The 15,741-nt window shown below is 72.0% G+C and carries 20 protein-coding genes; 11 read left to right on the top strand and 9 right to left on the bottom strand.

Annotation, left to right across the window (positions count from 1 at the left end):
* Positions 1-6 precede the first annotated feature (6 nt).
* Positions 7-192 carry a type Z 30S ribosomal protein S14 gene (locus AAFO60_RS05870; protein WP_347955235.1) on the top strand — a complete coding sequence of 62 codons (186 nt, stop codon included), beginning with the start codon at positions 7-9 and terminating at the stop codon, positions 190-192.
* Between the two features lie 69 nt (positions 193-261).
* Here the strand turns inward: AAFO60_RS05870 and AAFO60_RS05865 are convergent, their stop codons facing one another.
* Positions 262-1,623 carry a wax ester/triacylglycerol synthase domain-containing protein gene (locus tag AAFO60_RS05865; protein WP_347955234.1) on the bottom strand — a complete coding sequence of 454 codons (1,362 nt, stop codon included), beginning with the start codon at positions 1,621-1,623 and terminating at the stop codon, positions 262-264.
* Between the two features lie 148 nt (positions 1,624-1,771).
* Between AAFO60_RS05865 and AAFO60_RS05860 the strand changes: the two genes are divergently transcribed.
* The gene (locus tag AAFO60_RS05860) at positions 1,772-2,680 is read left to right on the top strand and encodes a LysR family transcriptional regulator (RefSeq protein ID WP_347955233.1); all 909 of its coding nucleotides are present in this window, start codon (positions 1,772-1,774) and stop codon (positions 2,678-2,680) included.
* 22 nt (positions 2,681-2,702) lie between these two features.
* On the opposite strand, the gene AAFO60_RS05855 is transcribed toward AAFO60_RS05860, so the two are convergent.
* Positions 2,703-5,024, bottom strand: coding sequence for a GGDEF domain-containing protein (locus AAFO60_RS05855; RefSeq protein WP_347955232.1), 2,322 nt, complete (start codon positions 5,022-5,024; stop codon positions 2,703-2,705).
* Between the two features lie 114 nt (positions 5,025-5,138).
* Here AAFO60_RS05855 and AAFO60_RS05850 point away from each other — a divergent pair, with 114 nt between their 5' ends.
* Positions 5,139-5,801: a DUF6629 family protein gene (locus AAFO60_RS05850; RefSeq protein ID WP_347955231.1), complete on the top strand. Its 663-nt coding sequence runs from the start codon at positions 5,139-5,141 to the stop codon at positions 5,799-5,801.
* Between the two features lie 11 nt (positions 5,802-5,812).
* Here AAFO60_RS05850 and AAFO60_RS05845 read toward each other — a convergent pair whose 3' ends face one another.
* Positions 5,813-6,385, bottom strand: coding sequence for a hypothetical protein (locus AAFO60_RS05845; protein WP_347955230.1), 573 nt, complete (start codon positions 6,383-6,385; stop codon positions 5,813-5,815).
* Between the two features lie 131 nt (positions 6,386-6,516).
* On the opposite strand from AAFO60_RS05845, the gene AAFO60_RS05840 reads away from it, so the two are divergent.
* Complete coding sequence (locus AAFO60_RS05840; RefSeq protein ID WP_347955229.1) at positions 6,517-7,194, top strand: trimeric intracellular cation channel family protein; 678 nt, start codon at positions 6,517-6,519, stop codon at positions 7,192-7,194.
* 18 nt (positions 7,195-7,212) lie between these two features.
* On the opposite strand, the gene AAFO60_RS05835 is transcribed toward AAFO60_RS05840, so the two are convergent.
* Positions 7,213-7,449, bottom strand: coding sequence for a DUF5652 family protein (locus tag AAFO60_RS05835; protein WP_424309586.1), 237 nt, complete (start codon positions 7,447-7,449; stop codon positions 7,213-7,215).
* Positions 7,450-7,552: 103 nt separating this feature from the next.
* Here AAFO60_RS05835 and AAFO60_RS05830 point away from each other — a divergent pair, with 103 nt between their 5' ends.
* The 3 genes from AAFO60_RS05830 to moaA are packed head-to-tail and all read left to right on the top strand — an operon-like array spanning position 7,553 to position 9,479.
* Positions 7,553-8,038 carry a MogA/MoaB family molybdenum cofactor biosynthesis protein gene (locus tag AAFO60_RS05830; RefSeq protein ID WP_347955227.1) on the top strand — a complete coding sequence of 162 codons (486 nt, stop codon included), beginning with the start codon at positions 7,553-7,555 and terminating at the stop codon, positions 8,036-8,038.
* A complete protein-coding gene (locus AAFO60_RS05825) occupies positions 8,035-8,484 on the top strand; it encodes a molybdenum cofactor biosynthesis protein MoaE (RefSeq protein ID WP_347955226.1) in 450 nt (149 codons plus the stop codon). Before AAFO60_RS05830 ends, AAFO60_RS05825 begins: the two co-directional genes overlap by 4 nt.
* A complete protein-coding gene (moaA, locus tag AAFO60_RS05820; protein WP_347955225.1) occupies positions 8,481-9,479 on the top strand; it encodes a GTP 3',8-cyclase MoaA in 999 nt (332 codons plus the stop codon). Before AAFO60_RS05825 ends, moaA begins: the two co-directional genes overlap by 4 nt.
* Positions 9,480-9,771: 292 nt before the next feature.
* On the opposite strand, the gene AAFO60_RS05815 is transcribed toward moaA, so the two are convergent.
* From AAFO60_RS05815 to AAFO60_RS05795, 5 genes are read right to left on the bottom strand one after another with little or no spacing between them, the layout of a single operon-like run.
* Positions 9,772-10,008: a MoaD/ThiS family protein gene (locus tag AAFO60_RS05815; RefSeq protein ID WP_347955224.1), complete on the bottom strand. Its 237-nt coding sequence runs from the start codon at positions 10,006-10,008 to the stop codon at positions 9,772-9,774.
* Positions 10,005-10,295, bottom strand: coding sequence for a DUF6457 domain-containing protein (locus tag AAFO60_RS05810; RefSeq protein WP_347955223.1), 291 nt, complete (start codon positions 10,293-10,295; stop codon positions 10,005-10,007). Before AAFO60_RS05810 ends, AAFO60_RS05815 begins: the two co-directional genes overlap by 4 nt.
* The gene (gene mobA / locus AAFO60_RS05805; RefSeq protein WP_347955222.1) at positions 10,292-10,873 is read right to left on the bottom strand and encodes a molybdenum cofactor guanylyltransferase; all 582 of its coding nucleotides are present in this window, start codon (positions 10,871-10,873) and stop codon (positions 10,292-10,294) included. The genes AAFO60_RS05810 and mobA overlap by 4 nt, the downstream gene beginning before the upstream one ends.
* Entirely contained in the window at positions 10,870-11,352 is a 483-nt protein-coding gene (gene moaC / locus AAFO60_RS05800) for a cyclic pyranopterin monophosphate synthase MoaC (protein ID WP_347955221.1), read from the bottom strand. The genes mobA and moaC overlap by 4 nt, the downstream gene beginning before the upstream one ends.
* Positions 11,349-12,551, bottom strand: coding sequence for a molybdopterin molybdotransferase MoeA (locus AAFO60_RS05795; protein ID WP_347955220.1), 1,203 nt, complete (start codon positions 12,549-12,551; stop codon positions 11,349-11,351). Before AAFO60_RS05795 ends, moaC begins: the two co-directional genes overlap by 4 nt.
* 127 nt (positions 12,552-12,678) lie before the next feature.
* Between AAFO60_RS05795 and AAFO60_RS05790 the strand changes: the two genes are divergently transcribed.
* The 4 genes from AAFO60_RS05790 to AAFO60_RS05775 are packed head-to-tail and all read left to right on the top strand — an operon-like array spanning position 12,679 to position 15,735.
* The gene (locus tag AAFO60_RS05790; protein ID WP_347955219.1) at positions 12,679-13,089 is read left to right on the top strand and encodes a TOBE domain-containing protein; all 411 of its coding nucleotides are present in this window, start codon (positions 12,679-12,681) and stop codon (positions 13,087-13,089) included.
* Positions 13,086-13,850 (top strand): molybdate ABC transporter substrate-binding protein, encoded by a 765-nt coding sequence (gene modA, locus AAFO60_RS05785; RefSeq protein ID WP_347955218.1) that lies wholly within the window; start codon positions 13,086-13,088, stop codon positions 13,848-13,850. Before AAFO60_RS05790 ends, modA begins: the two co-directional genes overlap by 4 nt.
* A gap of 50 nt (positions 13,851-13,900) precedes the next feature.
* Complete coding sequence (modB, locus tag AAFO60_RS05780) at positions 13,901-14,656, top strand: molybdate ABC transporter permease subunit (RefSeq protein ID WP_347955333.1); 756 nt, start codon at positions 13,901-13,903, stop codon at positions 14,654-14,656.
* Positions 14,632-15,735: a sulfate/molybdate ABC transporter ATP-binding protein gene (locus AAFO60_RS05775; protein WP_347955217.1), complete on the top strand. Its 1,104-nt coding sequence runs from the start codon at positions 14,632-14,634 to the stop codon at positions 15,733-15,735. Before modB ends, AAFO60_RS05775 begins: the two co-directional genes overlap by 25 nt.
* Positions 15,736-15,741: the final 6 nt, after the last annotated feature.

Here is a 15,741-nt window from a genome sequence, read left to right as displayed (position 1 = left end):
ACTGAGATGGCAAAGAAGGCTCTGGTCAACAAGGCCAACAAGAAGCCCAAGTTCGCAGTCCGGGGCTACACCCGCTGCAACAAGTGCGGTCGTCCGCACTCGGTGTACCGCAAGTTCGGCCTGTGCCGCGTGTGCCTGCGCGACATGGCTCACGCAGGCGAGCTGCCGGGCGTGCAGAAGGCCAGCTGGTGACTTCGGCACCACGCCGCTGACGAGAACCCCGCCTCTCTTCGAGAGAGGCGGGTTCTCGCTTTCGTGCGCTCAGCCGGTCTGCTGCTCGTCGCAGAGGGAGGCCAGCTCGCGGCGGAGCCGGTCGAGGTAGCCGTCGAGGTCGGGAAACCGGTCGGGGTCGGCGATCACGCCGATGGCGAGCCAGTCGCCGATCGTGGACACGGTGTGGTTGACGGCGAGCCCGTCGGTGATCGGGCTGACGCCGAAGTTCGCGATCACGCCCAGTCCGCACAGCTCCCACTGGTCGGCCGAGCCCTTCGGGATGGTGCTGATCTTCAGTTGGGTGAGCGTCGGGCGGCAGCCGCGGGCGGCCGCCGCCTGCCAGACTCGCCCCAGCAGGGCGTACGCCATCCCGGACAGTCGGGGGAGGGAGGCGGCCGAGAGCTCGGCGAAGCCGGCGAGCGCGAATCGGCGGCGTTCGGCCGTGACCTCGCGATGCACCGCGCGCGCCCGGGCACACGGCGGCAGATGATGGTGCAGGCGCACCACTCCCGTCGCCACCGCGTTCCGGGAGTCCGGGCCCGCGGTCCGGCGCACCGAGACCGGTACCGCCGCCAGGAGCGGGGCGGACTCGCCGAGATGATCGGCGACCGCGCCGCCGACCGCGCCGAGCACCAGGTCGTTCACCGACACCCCGCCGATCGCGTCGGCCGCGGCCCGCAGCTGCGGCAGTCGCCAGAAGACGATGTCGGCCGCGCGGTCGTCGCCGACCGGACCGTTCAGCAGGCAGGTGCGGGGGGCGACGTCGGGCGCTGACCACTCGCCCGACGATCGATGGCGCCGGATCAGGCGTGCGGCGCGGGTCAGGCGCCAGAGATCGGCGGCGACGAGGAAGGGGCGCAGCGGCAGCCGCGCCACCTCGAGCGCCGTGATGTGGGTCCGTGTCACCGGGCGCCCCGGGCGGTAGCGGCCGATCCGCGAAGAGAAGAGCTGACGTGCGATCTCCGCCGACCCGAGGCCGTCGGTCATCGCGTGATGGAAGCGCAGCACGACGACGATCTGCGGTTCGTGCGAGCAGTGGGCGCCGACGACGTTGCGTGCCACATAGGCGTCCCAGAGCGGTAGGTCGGGCGCGAAATCCGTGTCGTGCAGCGTCGCGAGGAAGGTGCACAGGTCGGCCCAGGCGAGTTCGGGCAGAGGGTGGACGTGATCGCGCGCATCGAAACCCGGGGCGTCCGACCAGTAGGCCTCGCCGATGTCGCCGAACGGACGCAGCAGCCGCTGGTGCAGTTGGGGGATCTGCTGTGCGCGCCGAGCGATCCAGGCGATCAGCTCATCGGTCGGCACGCCGGCCTCCGGAAAGGAGTAGGCGGTTACGATCGACGTGCGGTTGGCAGCGGATTCGGTGTACGCGAAAACACTGTCACGGGGGTCGGCGCGCCAGAGTGTCACACCCTGGACGTTAGACCGTTCAGATGACAAACAGTAGTTCGATCGGCGGACTGTCGGTTTAGTCGGGGTTTCGTGTCGGGTCATCAAGTCTTGAATGTCGCGATAAGTAATTTTATGACACGATATGGCGCTCTGGCAGAATTTTGTTGTGTCCAGCGATAAGCGACCTCCCATCGATCACCTGCGGACGTTGCTCGCGGTCTATCGGGCGGGATCCTTCAGCGATGCGGCGCGTCGACTGGGGATCTCGCAGCCGACGGTCACCAACCACATCGGTGGGCTCGAGGCATGGTTGGGCAAGGACCTGTTCGCCCGCACCGCGACCGGCGTCGAGCCGACGTCGTACGCGCACCATCTGGCCGCTGCGATGGGCGACCAGATCGACCAGATCGACCGGATCTTCACGACCCCGACCGGGGCGGAGTCGGCGATCCGGCGGATCGTGATCGGCGGACCACGCGAATTCGTCGTGCGCGCGGTGATTCCCGCGTTGGGGCCGGATGCGTCGACCCTGCCGGCGCTGACCGTGCATTTCGGGCAGTCGCAGGAACTGCTCAAGGAGTTGGAGTCGGGCAAGCTCGACCTGGTGGTCTCGACCGTTCGACCGCGCCATCCCGAGTTGACCGCGTGGCCGATCGCCGATGAGGAGTTCTGGTTGGTCGCCGCCGCGGACTATCCGATTCCGCAGGGGTCGTTGACGCAGTTGTCGGCGGTGCCGATGGTGTCGTACAACGAGGGGCTGGCGATCATCCGCCGCTTCTGGAACTCGGTGTTCAACGCCGAGCCCTTCTTCGATCCCGCGGTGGTGATCCCCGATCTGGTCGGTGTTCGCGACGCGGTGCTCGCCGGCTTCGGGATGTCGGTGCTGCCGAGTTACCTGATCCGCGACGAGGTCGGCAGCGGCCGGCTCAAACGGATCGACGACGCCGAGGACCCGCCGATCAACACCGTCTTCCTCGTCGCCTCGACGGCTGTGCTCGCGACGCGGCCGCACCTGCGCGCCATCGCCTCGCGCATCGTCGCGCGAGTGAAGGAGTACCAGTCCGCGGCGGAGTAGTCGCCGCTCCCGCCGAGTGCGATCAGTCGACGAGGTTCGCCGAGTCGTCCGACAGCCAGACGACCGCTCGATTGCGCCCGCCGCGTTTGGCGCGGTACAGCGCCCGGTCGGCGCGCGCGAACGCGGATTCGGCGGTGTCGGTCGCCGAGATCACGGCGAGCCCGGCCGAGACCGTGACCACCTCGCCCGCGGCCGGGGCGTCGATCTGCAGTCCGGCGACCTCGGCGACCGCGTTGTGGGCGCGCGCCTGAAGAAGACCTTCGTCGCGTTCGGCGAGCAGGAGCGCGAACTCCTCGCCGCCGAGCCGGGCCACCGATCCGCGACCGGGCGGGGACTGCTGCGCGAGGCATCGCCCGATGCGGCGGATGCAGGCGTCCCCGGCCAGGTGCCCGAACCGGTCGTTGAACTCCTTGAGGCGGTCGATGTCGACCAGGAGCAGGCCGTCGGCGCGACGGCGGGGCGAGGCGTGCGCCGCCCGCAGCGCGGCGTCGAGGTCGGCGGTGAACTGCCGACGGTTCGGCAGACCGGTCATCGGGTCGACCCGGGACTGACCCGCCAGCGCTTCGGCGCCGAGCCAGTCCAGCCGCCGAGTCCGCTCGACGCGATAGGCGAAACGGACGGTGACCGCGGCCATCAGTGCCGCCGTCGCCAAGGCCAGCACGCGGTTGCCGGTCAGCGGAAAGGCGATCACCTCGGCGGCGCAGACGCCGGACAGGAGCACCGCGGTGGCCGGCAGCAGCATCGAGTAGCGGATCTGGACCACGCTCATGCTGAGCAGCACCGAGACCGGCATCAACCAGGGAACCACGTCGTAGCCCTTCGGCAGTTGCACGATCCGCTGCACCATCTGGGCCGTGACGATCACGGCGATACACGCGATGTAGACGTGCGCCGACCACGGCCGCAGCCGCGTCGAGAAGGTGACCGCCAGCGCCACCGCCATGGGCGGCATGATGCCCAGGGCCAGCGACAATCGGCCGAACAGGGAGGCGTCGGCCGGCATCTGCAGCACCGACCCCTGGAAGACGAAGATGAGCGCGCACACGGCCAGCAGCCCGGCCATGATGACTCGGCGGGCGGGCAGACCCTGTGCGTCGAAACCGTCGCGGAACCGCTGTTCGACTGCAGGCGGCAGGCGCAGTGACCAGAAGCTCGCTGTCAGGCCGGCAGCGTCGTCGTCGGTCGGGGCGCGCCAGGCCGCGGTGTCGGGTGTCGGTCCGGCCGGTCCGTCGGCGATCGCGGCCGCGGACACGAGAGCGGGTGCGGTCGCGATCCGGTCGCGGCCGCCGCATTTGGCCCGATACAGTGCGGCGTCGGCGGCACCAAGCAGGTCGGTCCATGTGGTGTCGGGATCGGCGGCGGGATCGGCGGCGTCTTCCAGCGCCGCGATGCCGATCGAGACCGTCAGCGTGCCGTGGCAACCGACCGGCAGTCCCAAGCGTGCGATGCCGGAGCGGATCTCCTCGGCCCGGCGAATCGCCTCGGCGGTGTCGAGCCCGTGCCAGAGCATCACGAACTCCTCGCCGGACAGACGCGCGATGAACTCGTGCCCGGGATCGGTCCGTCCGCTCAGGTACCGGCCGACGGCGCGCAGACAGTCATCGCCGACCGCGTGCCCGTAACGGTCGTTGACCGCCTTGAACCGGTCGACGTCGATGATCGCCACGCTCAGCCGGCCCGACGGAACGGAGACCAGCTCGGCGAACGCCTGCCGCAGCGCGTACCGGTTGGGCAGGCCGGTGAGCGCGTCGGTGCGCGTCAGCTCCGACAGCCGACGTCTGCGTTGCCACGCGGTCCGGGTGGCGCGTTCCAACTCGCGCGCGGAGGCCAGCGGGACCGTCAGCACGGCGGCCGACGCGGCGAGATCGAACAGCCGGTTGCTGTCGATCGGCAGGAAGAGCAGTTCGGCGGCGGCGATGCCCGCGAAGCCGGCGATCACCGCCGGGGCGAGGACGGCGAACCGGATCTGCACCACCAGCAGGCTCGCGAGCACCGCCACCGGGACGATGATCGGCAGCACGTCCAGACCGTGGCGGATGCAGACGATCCGGGCGGTCATCAGCGCCGCCAAGTCGATGTACACCGCGACGATGAACAGGGCCGACGACCATCGTCGGATGGGGCTCTGCGCGCCGCTCAGCCAGCGCAGGACCATCGGGATCACGACGCCGACCACGAAGTACGGGCCGAGCGGGACCAGCTCCGGAGGCACGCGCAGCAGATAACTGTGAAAGATGAGCAGAACGCTGATCGCCACCAGCAGGATCAGCCACAGTTCCGAACGGTACGACCGGCCCGAGTCGTCGAAATCGGTGTGGAACTGATCGTCGGGATCGGGCGGCATGGCTCGGATCATCGCAGAGCCCGGCCGGGGTCTGCGAGCGGCGACGGTCGCCGGAGTGCAATTCATCCGAGCGGATGAGCCACCGGTGGCCGATCGGCGTGCGACGATGCGGGCGTGTGTTTCAGTGCGACGGCCAGCTTCGTCGGCGCCGGCGTCGTCGCGGCGGCGGGCGTCGTGTCGCTGACCCTGGTGCGGGAGCGTCGGCAGGTGCCCTTCGCGGCGTTGCCCTTCCTGTTCGGCATCCATCAGGCGCTGGAGGGATGGACCTGGCTGGCGCTGGACGGACGGGAGTCGGCGACCCTGGGCGGGCCGGGCGTGCACATGTGGGTGATGTTCGCCTGGGCGGTGCTGCCCGCCTACATCCCGTGGTCGGTCCGCCTGATGGAGACCGACGCGCGGCGTCGCCGACGCCAACTGGTGCCGCTGGCGGTGGGGGTGGTGCTCTCGCTGTACATGATCACGCTCGCCGCGGCGCCGACCGTCTCGGTCACGGTCGTGCACGGCAGCCTCGACTACGGTCTCGGCGTCCCGTTCAGCGCGGCCTGGGCGGCGGTCCCGTACGTCTTCGCCACCTGCCTCGCACCGATGCTGAGCTCATTCACCTTCGTCGTGGTGATGGGGGCGGGCAATCTGGTGGCGATGTCCGTGGCCGCGATGATGAACGCGGCGGGCTATGCGTCCATCTGGTGCACGTTCGCCGCCTTCCTGAGCTTGATCGTCTGCGCGCACCTGATCGCCGACCGGCGTGCGGTGCGGACGAGGTCCCGCCTCAAGTGACGCCCCAATTGCTACGGATGCCAGGCGAAGCGGTACCAGTCGCCGGTGACGTGGTCGAAGGCCATCCCGAAGTGCGTCATGTTGTTGGTCGGCGGCCCGCCCTTGAGCCGCACCAGACCCACCTCGTCGATGAACCCGCCCGGCCGGTAGAGGAAGCAGTGGCCCTGGAAGCGCGCAGTCCGGATCACGTACACCGCGCCCGCCCAGGTGTTGCGGGTCTCGGGGCACTCGTCGGCCAATCGGTCCAGCGCCGATGTCGACGCGCGGATCTGAATCTGCGCGACCAGCGGTGTGGCGACGATCAGCGTGGTCATCAGGACCACGAACGGAACCGCCAGCGAGCTCTTCCAGCGTCGGTACCGGAGCGCGCCGATCAGCAGCAGGGCCAGCCAGGCGAGCCCGCTCGGCACGATGCCCCAGGTCCCGATGACCAGCGACCAGAAGACATCGATGACCCGGAGGTAGCCGAGGATGTAGACGAGGCAGAAGGCGGTGCAGGAGACGGTGGCCGCCGCCATCGACAGCGCCCACCAGCGGGGCGCGGTCACCGCCTCGGGGGTCGCCGATGGCAGGGGACTGAGCATGAGACCACTCTGCCAGCATCGTCAGGTGCGACGAGGTGGGGGCATCGGCGTCGCCGCGCAGGGCATGGAGCCTACGCTGAGAGACGGCTCACCTCGATGATCGTGACCGTGGCAGAGAAGGGGCGGTGGCGATGGCACTCGCACTGGTATCGGAGTTCGACAGTGCGATCTCGCTGGTGCACCGGGTAGGGGAGACGCTCGGCGTCGCGGCGTTCGCGGCCTCGGGGGCGCTGCAGGCGGTGCGGCACAATCTCGACATCGTCGGCATCCTGCTGCTCGCGGGGGCCACGGCGCTCGGCGGCGGCATCATCCGCGACCTCATCATGGGACGGACGCCGCCGATCGCCTTCACCGATCTGCAGTATGTCGGCGTGGCGCTGGCGGTCGGACTGATCGTCTTCGTGTGGAGTCCGCCCGCGCGGCTGACCAGTTGGCCGCTGCACGTCTCCGACGCCATCGGCCTCGGGATGTTCGCGGTGCTGGGCACCGTCGCCGCGTTCGACTGGGGTCTGGCGGCGCCCAGCGCGGCGATGCTGGGACTGACCACCGCGATCGGCGGCGGCATCATCCGCGACGTGCTGTCCGGCGAGATCCCGGCCGTGCTCAGGCCGCAGCAGCACCTGTACGCGATCCCGTCGGCCGTCGGTGCCGGCGTCACCGCGCTGCTGCTCGACCTCGGCTGGTACCGGCCGTGGGCGGGACTGCTGTGCGTGGTGTTGGTGACCGCGTTCCGGCTGGCGTCCCTGCGGTTCGAATGGCACGGTCCGCGGCCGTGGTACTCGAAGCGGCAGGGACGCAGCGACGACTGAGCCGGGTCGGTCCGGCCGCTACTGCGCGGTCGCGGTCCGGCGACCCCGCAGGAGGTAGGCGGCCGGGAGCACGCCCGCCGTGTTGACGGTCGACAGGGCCACCGACCACACCGCCTTGGGGCCGCGGACGTCGGACTTGGCGCGGGAGCGCAGATCGCTCAGCGCCCAGACGCGCAGGCCGGCGTCGGCGGCGGCCACGGCGATGATCCCGGCGCGGGCTGCGGGCGGAAGGTCGGTCCACTTCTTCTTCTTCATCATCGGTATTGTGCCCCAATCGCTTCGCCTGCCGAGCCCGGCCCGGCATATCCGACCCGGCAATACTTCGCCCCGCCGCGCGGGACGTGGCACCCTCGAAGGTGTGGAGTCCAAGCAGATGCGCGCGACGGTGATCACGGTCTCGGACCGCTCGTTCGCCGGGGAGCGCGAAGACGTCTCGGGACCGCTCGCCGCCGAACTGCTCGGCGCGGCGGGCTGGAGCACCGAGGTGATCGTCGTTCCGGACGATCGGGACACGATCGCGCGGCTGATCGTCGAGGTCGTCGAGGCCGGCAGCGAACTGGTGGTGACCACCGGCGGTACCGGGGTGGGCCCGCGCGACGTGACTCCCGAGGCCACGTCGCTGCTGCTGTCCCGCCCTCTGCCGGGGGTCGCCGAGGAGATCCGCCGCGTCGGGATCGCCTCGCTTCCGCAGGCGATGCTCTCGCGCGGGGTGGCGGGTATGGTGCGCAGATCGCTGGTGGTGAACCTGGCGGGCTCGACCGGCGCGGTCCGCGACGGCGTGCCGGTGATCCTGTCGGTCGCGCAGCACGCCGTCGCGCAGGCGGTCGGCGAGGATCACCGATGATCGTGCTGACCGCGATCAGCGCCGCGGACCTCGACGTCGCCGCACACCAGGCCGCCGTCTCGGCGCCCGACGCCGGCGCCGTCGCACTGTTCGTCGGAACGGTCCGCGACAACGACCCAGGCGCCGCCGGCACAGTGGTCGAACTCGAGTACAGCGCCCATCCCGACGCCGACCGCTTCCTGCGCGAGATCGCCGAGCAGGTCGACCGTCCCGACGTCCGGATCGCGGTGAGTCACCGCGTCGGACGGCTCCCGGTCGGTGCCGCCGCCATCGTCGCCGCCGTGTCGTCGGTCCATCGCGCGGACGCCTTCGAGGTGAGCCGCGAACTCGTCGAACGGGTGAAGGCCCAACTGCCGATGTGGAAGAAGCAGATCGAGGACGACGGCTCACACACCTGGGTGGGGCTGGGCGCGGTCGTGGCGGCAGGACCGGAGGGGGCGACATGACCGGCGGACTCGTCGACTCGTTCGGCCGCGTGCACCGCGATCTGCGCATCTCGTTGACCGATCGCTGCAACCTGCGCTGCACCTACTGCATGCCCGCCGACGGGGTGCCGTGGATACCGCGCCCGGAGTTGCTCAGCACCGACGAGATCGTCGTCCTCGCCGAGGTGTTCGCGCGGCTGGGGATCGTCGAGACCCGGCTCACCGGGGGTGAGCCGCTGTTGCGGCCCGACGTGGTGGACGTGGTGCGCAGGCTCGCCCGCGTGACGGGCCCGCAGGGCCCGCTGCGGGTATCGATCACCACCAACGGCATCGGACTGGCCCGGCTCGCCGGCCCGCTCGCCGAGGCCGGGCTCGAACGTTTCAACATCAGCCTGGACACCCTGCGTCCGGAGCGGTTCGCGGCGCTGACCCGGCGGGACCGGCTGGGCGATGTGCTCGCCGGGATCGCCGCCGCCCGCGACACCGGCCTGCGTCCGCTCAAGATCAACACCGTCGCCATGCGCGGGGTCAACGACGACGAGTTGACCGATCTGGTCCGCTTCGCCCGCGATCACGACGCGCAACTGCGGTTCATCGAGCAGATGCCGCTCGACGCCGGGCACACCTGGTCGCGCGCCCAGATGCTGACCGGCGCCGAGATCCTGACCCGGTTGGCGGCGGAGTTCGAGTTGGAGCCCTGCGAGGGTCGCGGCTCCGATCCGGCGCAGCGGTACACGGTCGACGGCGGCGCCACCACGGTCGGCGTCATCGCGTCGGTCACCGCACCGTTCTGCGGCTCGTGCGACCGGGTCCGCCTGACCGCCGACGGGCAGCTGCGCAACTGTCTGTTCGCGCGCGACGAGTCGGACCTGCGGTCACTGCTGCGGTCGGGCGCCGACGCCGCCGACATCGAGGCGATGATCCGGGCGTCGGTGACCGCCAAACGCGCCGGCCACGGCATCGGCGAACCCGGCTTCGAACAGCCCGACCGTCCGATGTCCGCGATCGGCGGATAGCTCGGAGGTCTCGATAACCCGGGCTCGCAAGCTCGCTCGGGAACTCGACCAGCCTGGGGGTGGCTGGCGGGTTTCTTTAGGTTGGTGGAGCGGGGGCGGATCGAGGTCCCTTTAGGTTGGTCGAGTGAGCGCAGCGAATCGAGGCCTCGATAACCCGGGCTCGCAGGCTCGCTCGGGAACTCGACCAGCGGGGGGGGGGGTGGCTCGCAGGCTCGCTCGGGAACTCGACCAGCCTGGGGGGCTCGCAGGACTCGGTCGGGAACTCGATCGGCCTGGGGTGGGGAGCTTCGCGTCAGCCGCCGGCGAAGGGCGGCAGGATGTCGACGGTCGCGCCGGTCGGGGCGTGGGTGGCGTCGGTGGCGCGGACGCCGTCGACGAGGACCGAACAGCAGGTCAGGACCCTCGCGAACTCGGAGCCGTGCTCGGCCGACAGCGCCGCTTTGAGATCGGCAACCGACAGTCCGCCGGCGCGCGACTGCTCGGTACGACCGGCCGCTTCGGCCGCGCCGGCGAAGAACCGGACGATCACTGCGATCCCCCTGCGTCCGATTGCCCCGCATCCGATTCCCCCGCATCCGACGCATGCGCGAGCACCAGCTCGTGGACGCGGGCGGCCGCGTCCTCGGCGCTCATGCCGCCGGCGACGGCCAGCCCGATCAGATAGGTGGTGACCGGACCGGCCGGACGCAGGACCGTGTGCGCGACCTCGCGCGTCGCGTCCAGCAGCAGGGCGGTCGGGACGCTCGCGTCGGCGAGTCCCAGGGCGGGCGCGAGTTCGGCGACCCAGCGGTCGAGGCCGGGCGGGTAGGTGGTCATCTCGGATCCTCCTGATTGCGGTATCTGTGCACATCGTCCCAGGTGTCCAGGTCCATCGAGGCGCCGACGCGATCGAGGACCGGATGCATCCGCAGGCCGGCGACGAGGGCGCGCATCGACGCGTCACGGACGCGGGGCAGGGCGGCGACGGCGTGGCGCAGTGCGGTCACGCGATAGCGTCCGGCGAGCCACTGGTGGCGGCCGTCGGCGTCGGTGAGGATCAGCGCGTCGGCGCCGTCGGGGATCGGCAGTTCGCGCAACTGCGCCACCACGCTGCCCGCACGCGGCAGATCGCAGGCCAGCACCCACGCCTCGGACGCCGGTCCCGCACTCTCCGCGAGGGCCGACAGCGCGGCGTCGAGGGCCGCGACCGGCCCGCCGAAGGGCGGATCCTCGCGGACCACGCGTACGCCGGGGGCGGCGAGGCTCGCCGGTCCCACCGCGATCACCGGGTCGGCGCCCGCGACCGCGTCGTAGACCATCTCGACCAACCGCCGCCCGCGCAGATCGACGGCGGCCTTGTCGACGCCGCCCATCCGCGTGGCGCGACCGCCGGCGAGGATGATCGCGGCCGTCATCGCACCCAGTCGCCGCTCTTGCCGCCGGTCTTGCGCAGCAGCCGGATGTTCTCGATCTCGACGGACTTGTCGAGGCCCTTGACCATGTCGACCAGGGCCAGCGCGGCGACGCTGACCGCGGTCAGCGCCTCCATCTCGACTCCGGTGCGGTCGGCCGTGCGGACCGTCGCCTCCACGGTGACCCCGTCCGCACCGACCGCCAGGTCGACTGCCGCGCCGTGCACCCCGATCACGTGTGCCAGGGGCAGGAGTTCGGGGGTCCGCTTCGCGGCGGCGATTCCGGCGATCCGCGCGACCGCCAGCACGTCGCCCTTCGGGACCGTGCCGTCGCGCAGGGCCGCCACGATCGCCGGTGAGCATCGGACGAAACCGGCCGCGGTGGCGCTGCGCACCGTCGGGGACTTCTCCGTGACGTCGACCATCCGGGCCTGTCCGGCGGCGTCCAGGTGGGTGAAGGGCTGGTCGGGGGCGCCGGTCATGACAGCACCATCACGGTGATCGGGTCGCCGGCCGCCACGGTCTCGACGTCGGCGGGCACCAGGGCCAGCGCGGTGGCGTCGGCCAGGGACGACACCAGGTGCGAGCCGCTGCCGCCGCGGGCGGCCGGTCGGACGGTCTGCTCGTCGACGACGGCGGGCAGGATCTGCATGCGGCCGGGGCGGCTGCGCCAGCCGGTGCCCGCCCGGCGGGTCACCAGCGGCCGGTCGATGCGGGTGTGCCCGGCCATCCGCCGCAGCGCCGGTCGGACGAACATCTCGTACGAGACGGCGACGCTGACCGGGTTGCCGGGCAGGCAGAAGACGGGTCGGCCCGCGTCGGTGAGGCCGAAGCCCTGGGGTTTGCCCGGCTGCATCGCGACGGTGGTGAACGCGATGCTGCCTGTCCCGTCCAGGACCGCCTTGACCACGTCGAAGGCGCCGACGCTCGCGCCGCCGGTCAGGATCACCGCGTCGGCGTCCAGCTCGGCCAGCAGAGCGGTCAGCGCGGCCTCGTCGTCGGCGACGCGGCAAACGGACACCACCTCACCGCCCGCCTCCCGGACGGCGGCGGCCAGCAGCACCGAGTTGGATTCGGGGATCTGCCCGCGCTCCGGCGTGCCGGACGGATCGATCAGCTCCGATCCGGTGGAGACGACGGCCACCCGCGGACGGGGATGCGCCTGCACGGTCTCGTGGCCGGCCGAGGCGATCGCCGACAACTGCCACGGCCCCAGCACGGTGCCGGCGGCGACGACCGTCGAGCCGGCGTCGGCGTCCTCCCCGGCGCGCCGGATGTGTGCGCCGGGCTCGGGTGCGGTCGTGACCGTGACGGTGGCGGGCGGTGCGGCGAGGATCGCGGTGCCCAGGTCGGTGTGCTCCAGGGGGACCACGGCGTCGGCGTCGGTGGGCACCGGCGCTCCGGTCATGATGCGGACCGCCTCTCCGGGACCGATCGCCGGATCGTCGGGACAGCCCGCGGGCACGTCGGCGACCACCCGCAGGACGGCCCCGGGCACCGCGTCGGCCGCGCGGACCGCGTAGCCGTCCATCGCGGAGTTGTCGAACAGCGGGACGGGCCAGCGGTTGGCGACGTCGGCGGCCAGCACCAGCCCGGCGGCGTCGGCGGAGCGGACGGCGACCGGTGCCAGCACGGGCACCGCGTCCAGCACGCGTGCGCGGTGCTCCTCGATCGGAATCACTTCGGGCTCCGGACAGCAGCTGCGACCATGCAGCCAGCCTATCGTGCTGCCCGGTCGGCGTCGGGCGACGGCGCGACCGCCGCGGAACCGTCGCGTTGTTCCGCAATTGCGGATAGATTCGTTGACTATGACCGCATTTCGGGTTCGCGAGGCCGCGGATCTTCTCGGCGTGAGCGACGACACCCTCCGGCGCTGGGTGGAGAACGGCCGGATCGCGGCGCGCACCGACGATGCCGGACGCGTCACCGTCGACGGCGCCGAGCTGGCCGCCTTCCTGCTCGCCGAGGACACCGGACCCGGCGACCCGGTGGCCCGGGCCACCAGCGCGCGTAATCGTTTCGTCGGCATCGTGACACACGTGCAGTCCGACCCGGTGATGAGCCAGGTGGAGATGCGTTGCGGCCGCCACCGCGTGGTGTCGCTGATGTCGACCGAGGCGGTCCGCGACCTCGGCCTGGAAGTCGGCTCGCTGGCGACGGCGACCGTCAAGGCGACCACGGTGATCGTCGAGACGCCGCGCAGCGAGCGCGGCCGATGAGACGCCTGCGGATCGTGATCGCGGTGGCCTGCCTGTTGGCGGTGACGGCGGCGTCGGTCGGCTGCAGCGGCGCCGACTCGGGGCCCGGGACACCGATCAAGATCTTCGCCGCCGCCTCCCTGCAGGGGGCCTTCGACGACCTCGCGGCGGCCTTCGTCGCCGCCGAACCCGGGTACGCGGTCGCGCCGATCGTCTACGACGGCTCATCGGCGCTGGCCACCCAGATCGTCGAGGGCGCCGACGTCGACGTCATCGCCTTCGCCGACGAGTCGAGCCTGCGCCCGGTCACCGCGGCCGGCCGCGCCGGGCCCGCGACGGTCTTCGCGACCAACACCCTGCAGATCGCCGTCGCACCGGGCAACCCGAAGCACCTCACCGGCCTGGCCGACCTCGCCCGCCCGGACGTGACGACCGTCCTGTGCGCCCCCGAGGTGCCGTGCGGGAAAGCGGCGCGCCGACTGCTCGACGCCGCCCACGTCGCGGTGCGACCGGTCAGCGAGGAGACCAACGTGACCTCGGTGGTGACCCGGGTGCGGGCCGGGGAGGCCGACGCCGGACTGGTCTACAAGACCGATGTCGCCGCGGCGGGCGCGGCGCTCACCGGCATCACTCCCGCCGACGCGGAGGTGGCTGTCAACCGATACCCGATCGCGGTGGCGACCGCGGCGCCGTCGCCCGCCGCGGCCCGCGCCTTCGTCGACTTCGTGCGCTCGCCCGCAGGTGAGGCCGTCCTCGCCCGCCACGGATTCGGGCCGCCGTGACCGCGGCGACCGTGCGCCCCGCCCTGCCTGCGCCGCTGTACGTGCCCGCGATGCTCGCCCTGGCTCTGCTGGTGACGCCGATCATCGGCCTCGTGTCGCGGGTGCGGTGGGAGAGCCTGGGCGCCGACCTGTTCTCGTCGGCGTCGCTGACCGCGCTGGGGCTCTCGCTGACGACCGCGGCGTCCGCCACGGCGGTGTGCGTGCTGCTGGGCACGCCGCTGGCGGTCGTCATCGCCCGCGCACCGGCGCGCTGGGCGTCGGTGCTGCGCGCCGCGGTGCTGATCCCGCTGGTCCTGCCCCCGATGGTCGGCGGGCTGGCGCTGCTGGCACTGCTCGGGCGCTCGGGCCTGATCGGCGGACCCCTGTTCGAGACGACCGGGTTCAGCCTGCCCTACACCACCGCGGCGGTGGTGGTCGCACAGTCGTTCGTCGCGATGCCCTTCTACGTGATCACGGTCGAGGGCGCGCTGCGGACCGCCGACGACGGCTTCGAGCAGATCGCGGCGACGCTCGGCGCCGACCGCTGGCGAGTGCTGGGCACCATCACCGTGCCTCTGGTGCTGCCGGGGCTGGCGGCGGGCGCGGCGCTGGCGTTCGCGCGGGCCCTCGGCGAGTTCGGCGCCACCGCGCTGTTCGCGGGCAACTCGCCGGGCGTCACCCGCACCATGCCACTGGCGATCTACACGGCGTTCAACGGCGTCGGAGTCACCCCCGACTCGGCCGTCGCGCTGTCGTTGCTGTTGCTGGTCAGCACCGCGGTGATCGTGATGGGGCTGCGTTCGTGGCGACCGGACGCGATCCGATGACGCCGACCGGCACCGCGCTGACCGCGCACGTCGAGGTGGACCGGCCCGGCTTCACGGTGTCGGCCCGGCTGCACGTGGACGCCGGCCAGTGCCTGGCGATTCTGGGACGCAACGGTGCGGGCAAGTCCACCGTCCTGGGCGCGCTGGCCGGACTCGTCCCGCTCGCGCGCGGCCGGATCCGGCTGGGCGAGCGGCTCCTCGACGATCGCGGCGCCGCCCCGCCGGTCCGGGTGGCGCCCGAGCATCGTCGCATCACCATGCTGGAACAGAAGCCCCGGCTCTTCCCGCACCTGAGCATCGCCGACAACCTCGCCTACGGCCCGCGGTCGCAGGGACTGTCGAAGGCGGCGGCCCGGGCGATCGCCGACGAGTGGCTCGAGCGCATCGACCTGCCCGGAATGGGCCGCCGACGGCCGCGAAGCCTGTCCGGTGGGCAGCAGCAGCGGGTCGCGATCGCCCGGGCGCTGGCCGCCCGGCCGGAGGTCCTGCTGCTCGATGAGCCCTTCGCGGCGCTCGACGCGGCCGGCGCCCCGCTGATCCGGCGGATGCTCGCCGACGAGCTCGCCCGCACCGGGACCACGAGCGTGCTGGTGACGCACGATCTGTCGGACGCCTGGCAGTGGGCCGGACGCTGCCTGGTGCTCGACCGGGGGGTCGCCGTCGAGGAGGGCACCCCGGCGCAGTTGGCGGCCGCGCCGCGACATCCGTTCACGGCGGCGCTCGCCGGGTACAGCGTCGTGCACGGTCGATGGGAGGACGGCGGACTCGTGGTCGGCGACGACGTGCTGCCGGGTGTCGCCGACGGGCCGATCGCCGACGGTCGGCCGGCGGTCGGGGTGGTCGTGCCGCACGCGGTGACCCTGTCGACCGCGTCGGGGGCGCTGCGCACCCGCGTGCGCGCGGTGTCGGTGCATGCGGGCCGGGCGCGCGTCGAGACCGACAGCGGGCTGACCGCCGAGGTCGAGATGGGCGCGGGCCTGCCCGCGGCGGGGGAGCCGGTGTGGCTGACTCCGACGGGGATGCGGGTGCTCGGTGCCGGCGTCGGCGCGCCGCAGCACCGCGTGCGGGTGGCCGGGTGAGGCCGG

The organism is Gordonia aichiensis, assembly GCF_039946255.1.
GTDB classification, from domain to species: Bacteria; Actinomycetota; Actinomycetes; order Mycobacteriales; family Mycobacteriaceae; genus Gordonia; species Gordonia aichiensis_A.
Note: the sequence above shows the minus strand (reverse complement) of the source record. Positions and strands in the feature narration are given on the sequence as shown.

Excerpts from the sequence above, each read along its gene's own strand:
- AAFO60_RS05790 (WP_347955219.1), top strand. The coding sequence starts at position 12,679 with ATGACCGCATTTCGGGTTCGCGAGGCCGCGGATCTTCTCGGCGTGAGC.
- moaC (WP_347955221.1), bottom strand. The coding sequence starts at position 11,352 with ATGACCGGCGCCCCCGACCAGCCCTTCACCCACCTGGACGCCGCCGGA.
- AAFO60_RS05835 (WP_424309586.1), bottom strand. The coding sequence starts at position 7,449 with ATGAAGAAGAAGAAGTGGACCGACCTTCCGCCCGCAGCCCGCGCCGGG.
- modB (WP_347955333.1), top strand. The coding sequence starts at position 13,901 with ATGCTCGCCCTGGCTCTGCTGGTGACGCCGATCATCGGCCTCGTGTCG.
- mobA (WP_347955222.1), bottom strand. The coding sequence starts at position 10,873 with ATGACGGCCGCGATCATCCTCGCCGGCGGTCGCGCCACGCGGATGGGC.
- AAFO60_RS05840 (WP_347955229.1), top strand. The coding sequence starts at position 6,517 with ATGGCACTCGCACTGGTATCGGAGTTCGACAGTGCGATCTCGCTGGTG.
- AAFO60_RS05825 (WP_347955226.1), top strand. The coding sequence starts at position 8,035 with ATGATCGTGCTGACCGCGATCAGCGCCGCGGACCTCGACGTCGCCGCA.
- AAFO60_RS05855 (WP_347955232.1), bottom strand. The coding sequence starts at position 5,024 with ATGCCGCCCGATCCCGACGATCAGTTCCACACCGATTTCGACGACTCG.
- moaA (WP_347955225.1), top strand. The coding sequence starts at position 8,481 with ATGACCGGCGGACTCGTCGACTCGTTCGGCCGCGTGCACCGCGATCTG.
- AAFO60_RS05845 (WP_347955230.1), bottom strand. The coding sequence starts at position 6,385 with ATGCTCAGTCCCCTGCCATCGGCGACCCCCGAGGCGGTGACCGCGCCC.
- AAFO60_RS05870 (WP_347955235.1), top strand. The coding sequence starts at position 7 with ATGGCAAAGAAGGCTCTGGTCAACAAGGCCAACAAGAAGCCCAAGTTC.
- AAFO60_RS05810 (WP_347955223.1), bottom strand. The coding sequence starts at position 10,295 with ATGACCACCTACCCGCCCGGCCTCGACCGCTGGGTCGCCGAACTCGCG.
- modA (WP_347955218.1), top strand. The coding sequence starts at position 13,086 with ATGAGACGCCTGCGGATCGTGATCGCGGTGGCCTGCCTGTTGGCGGTG.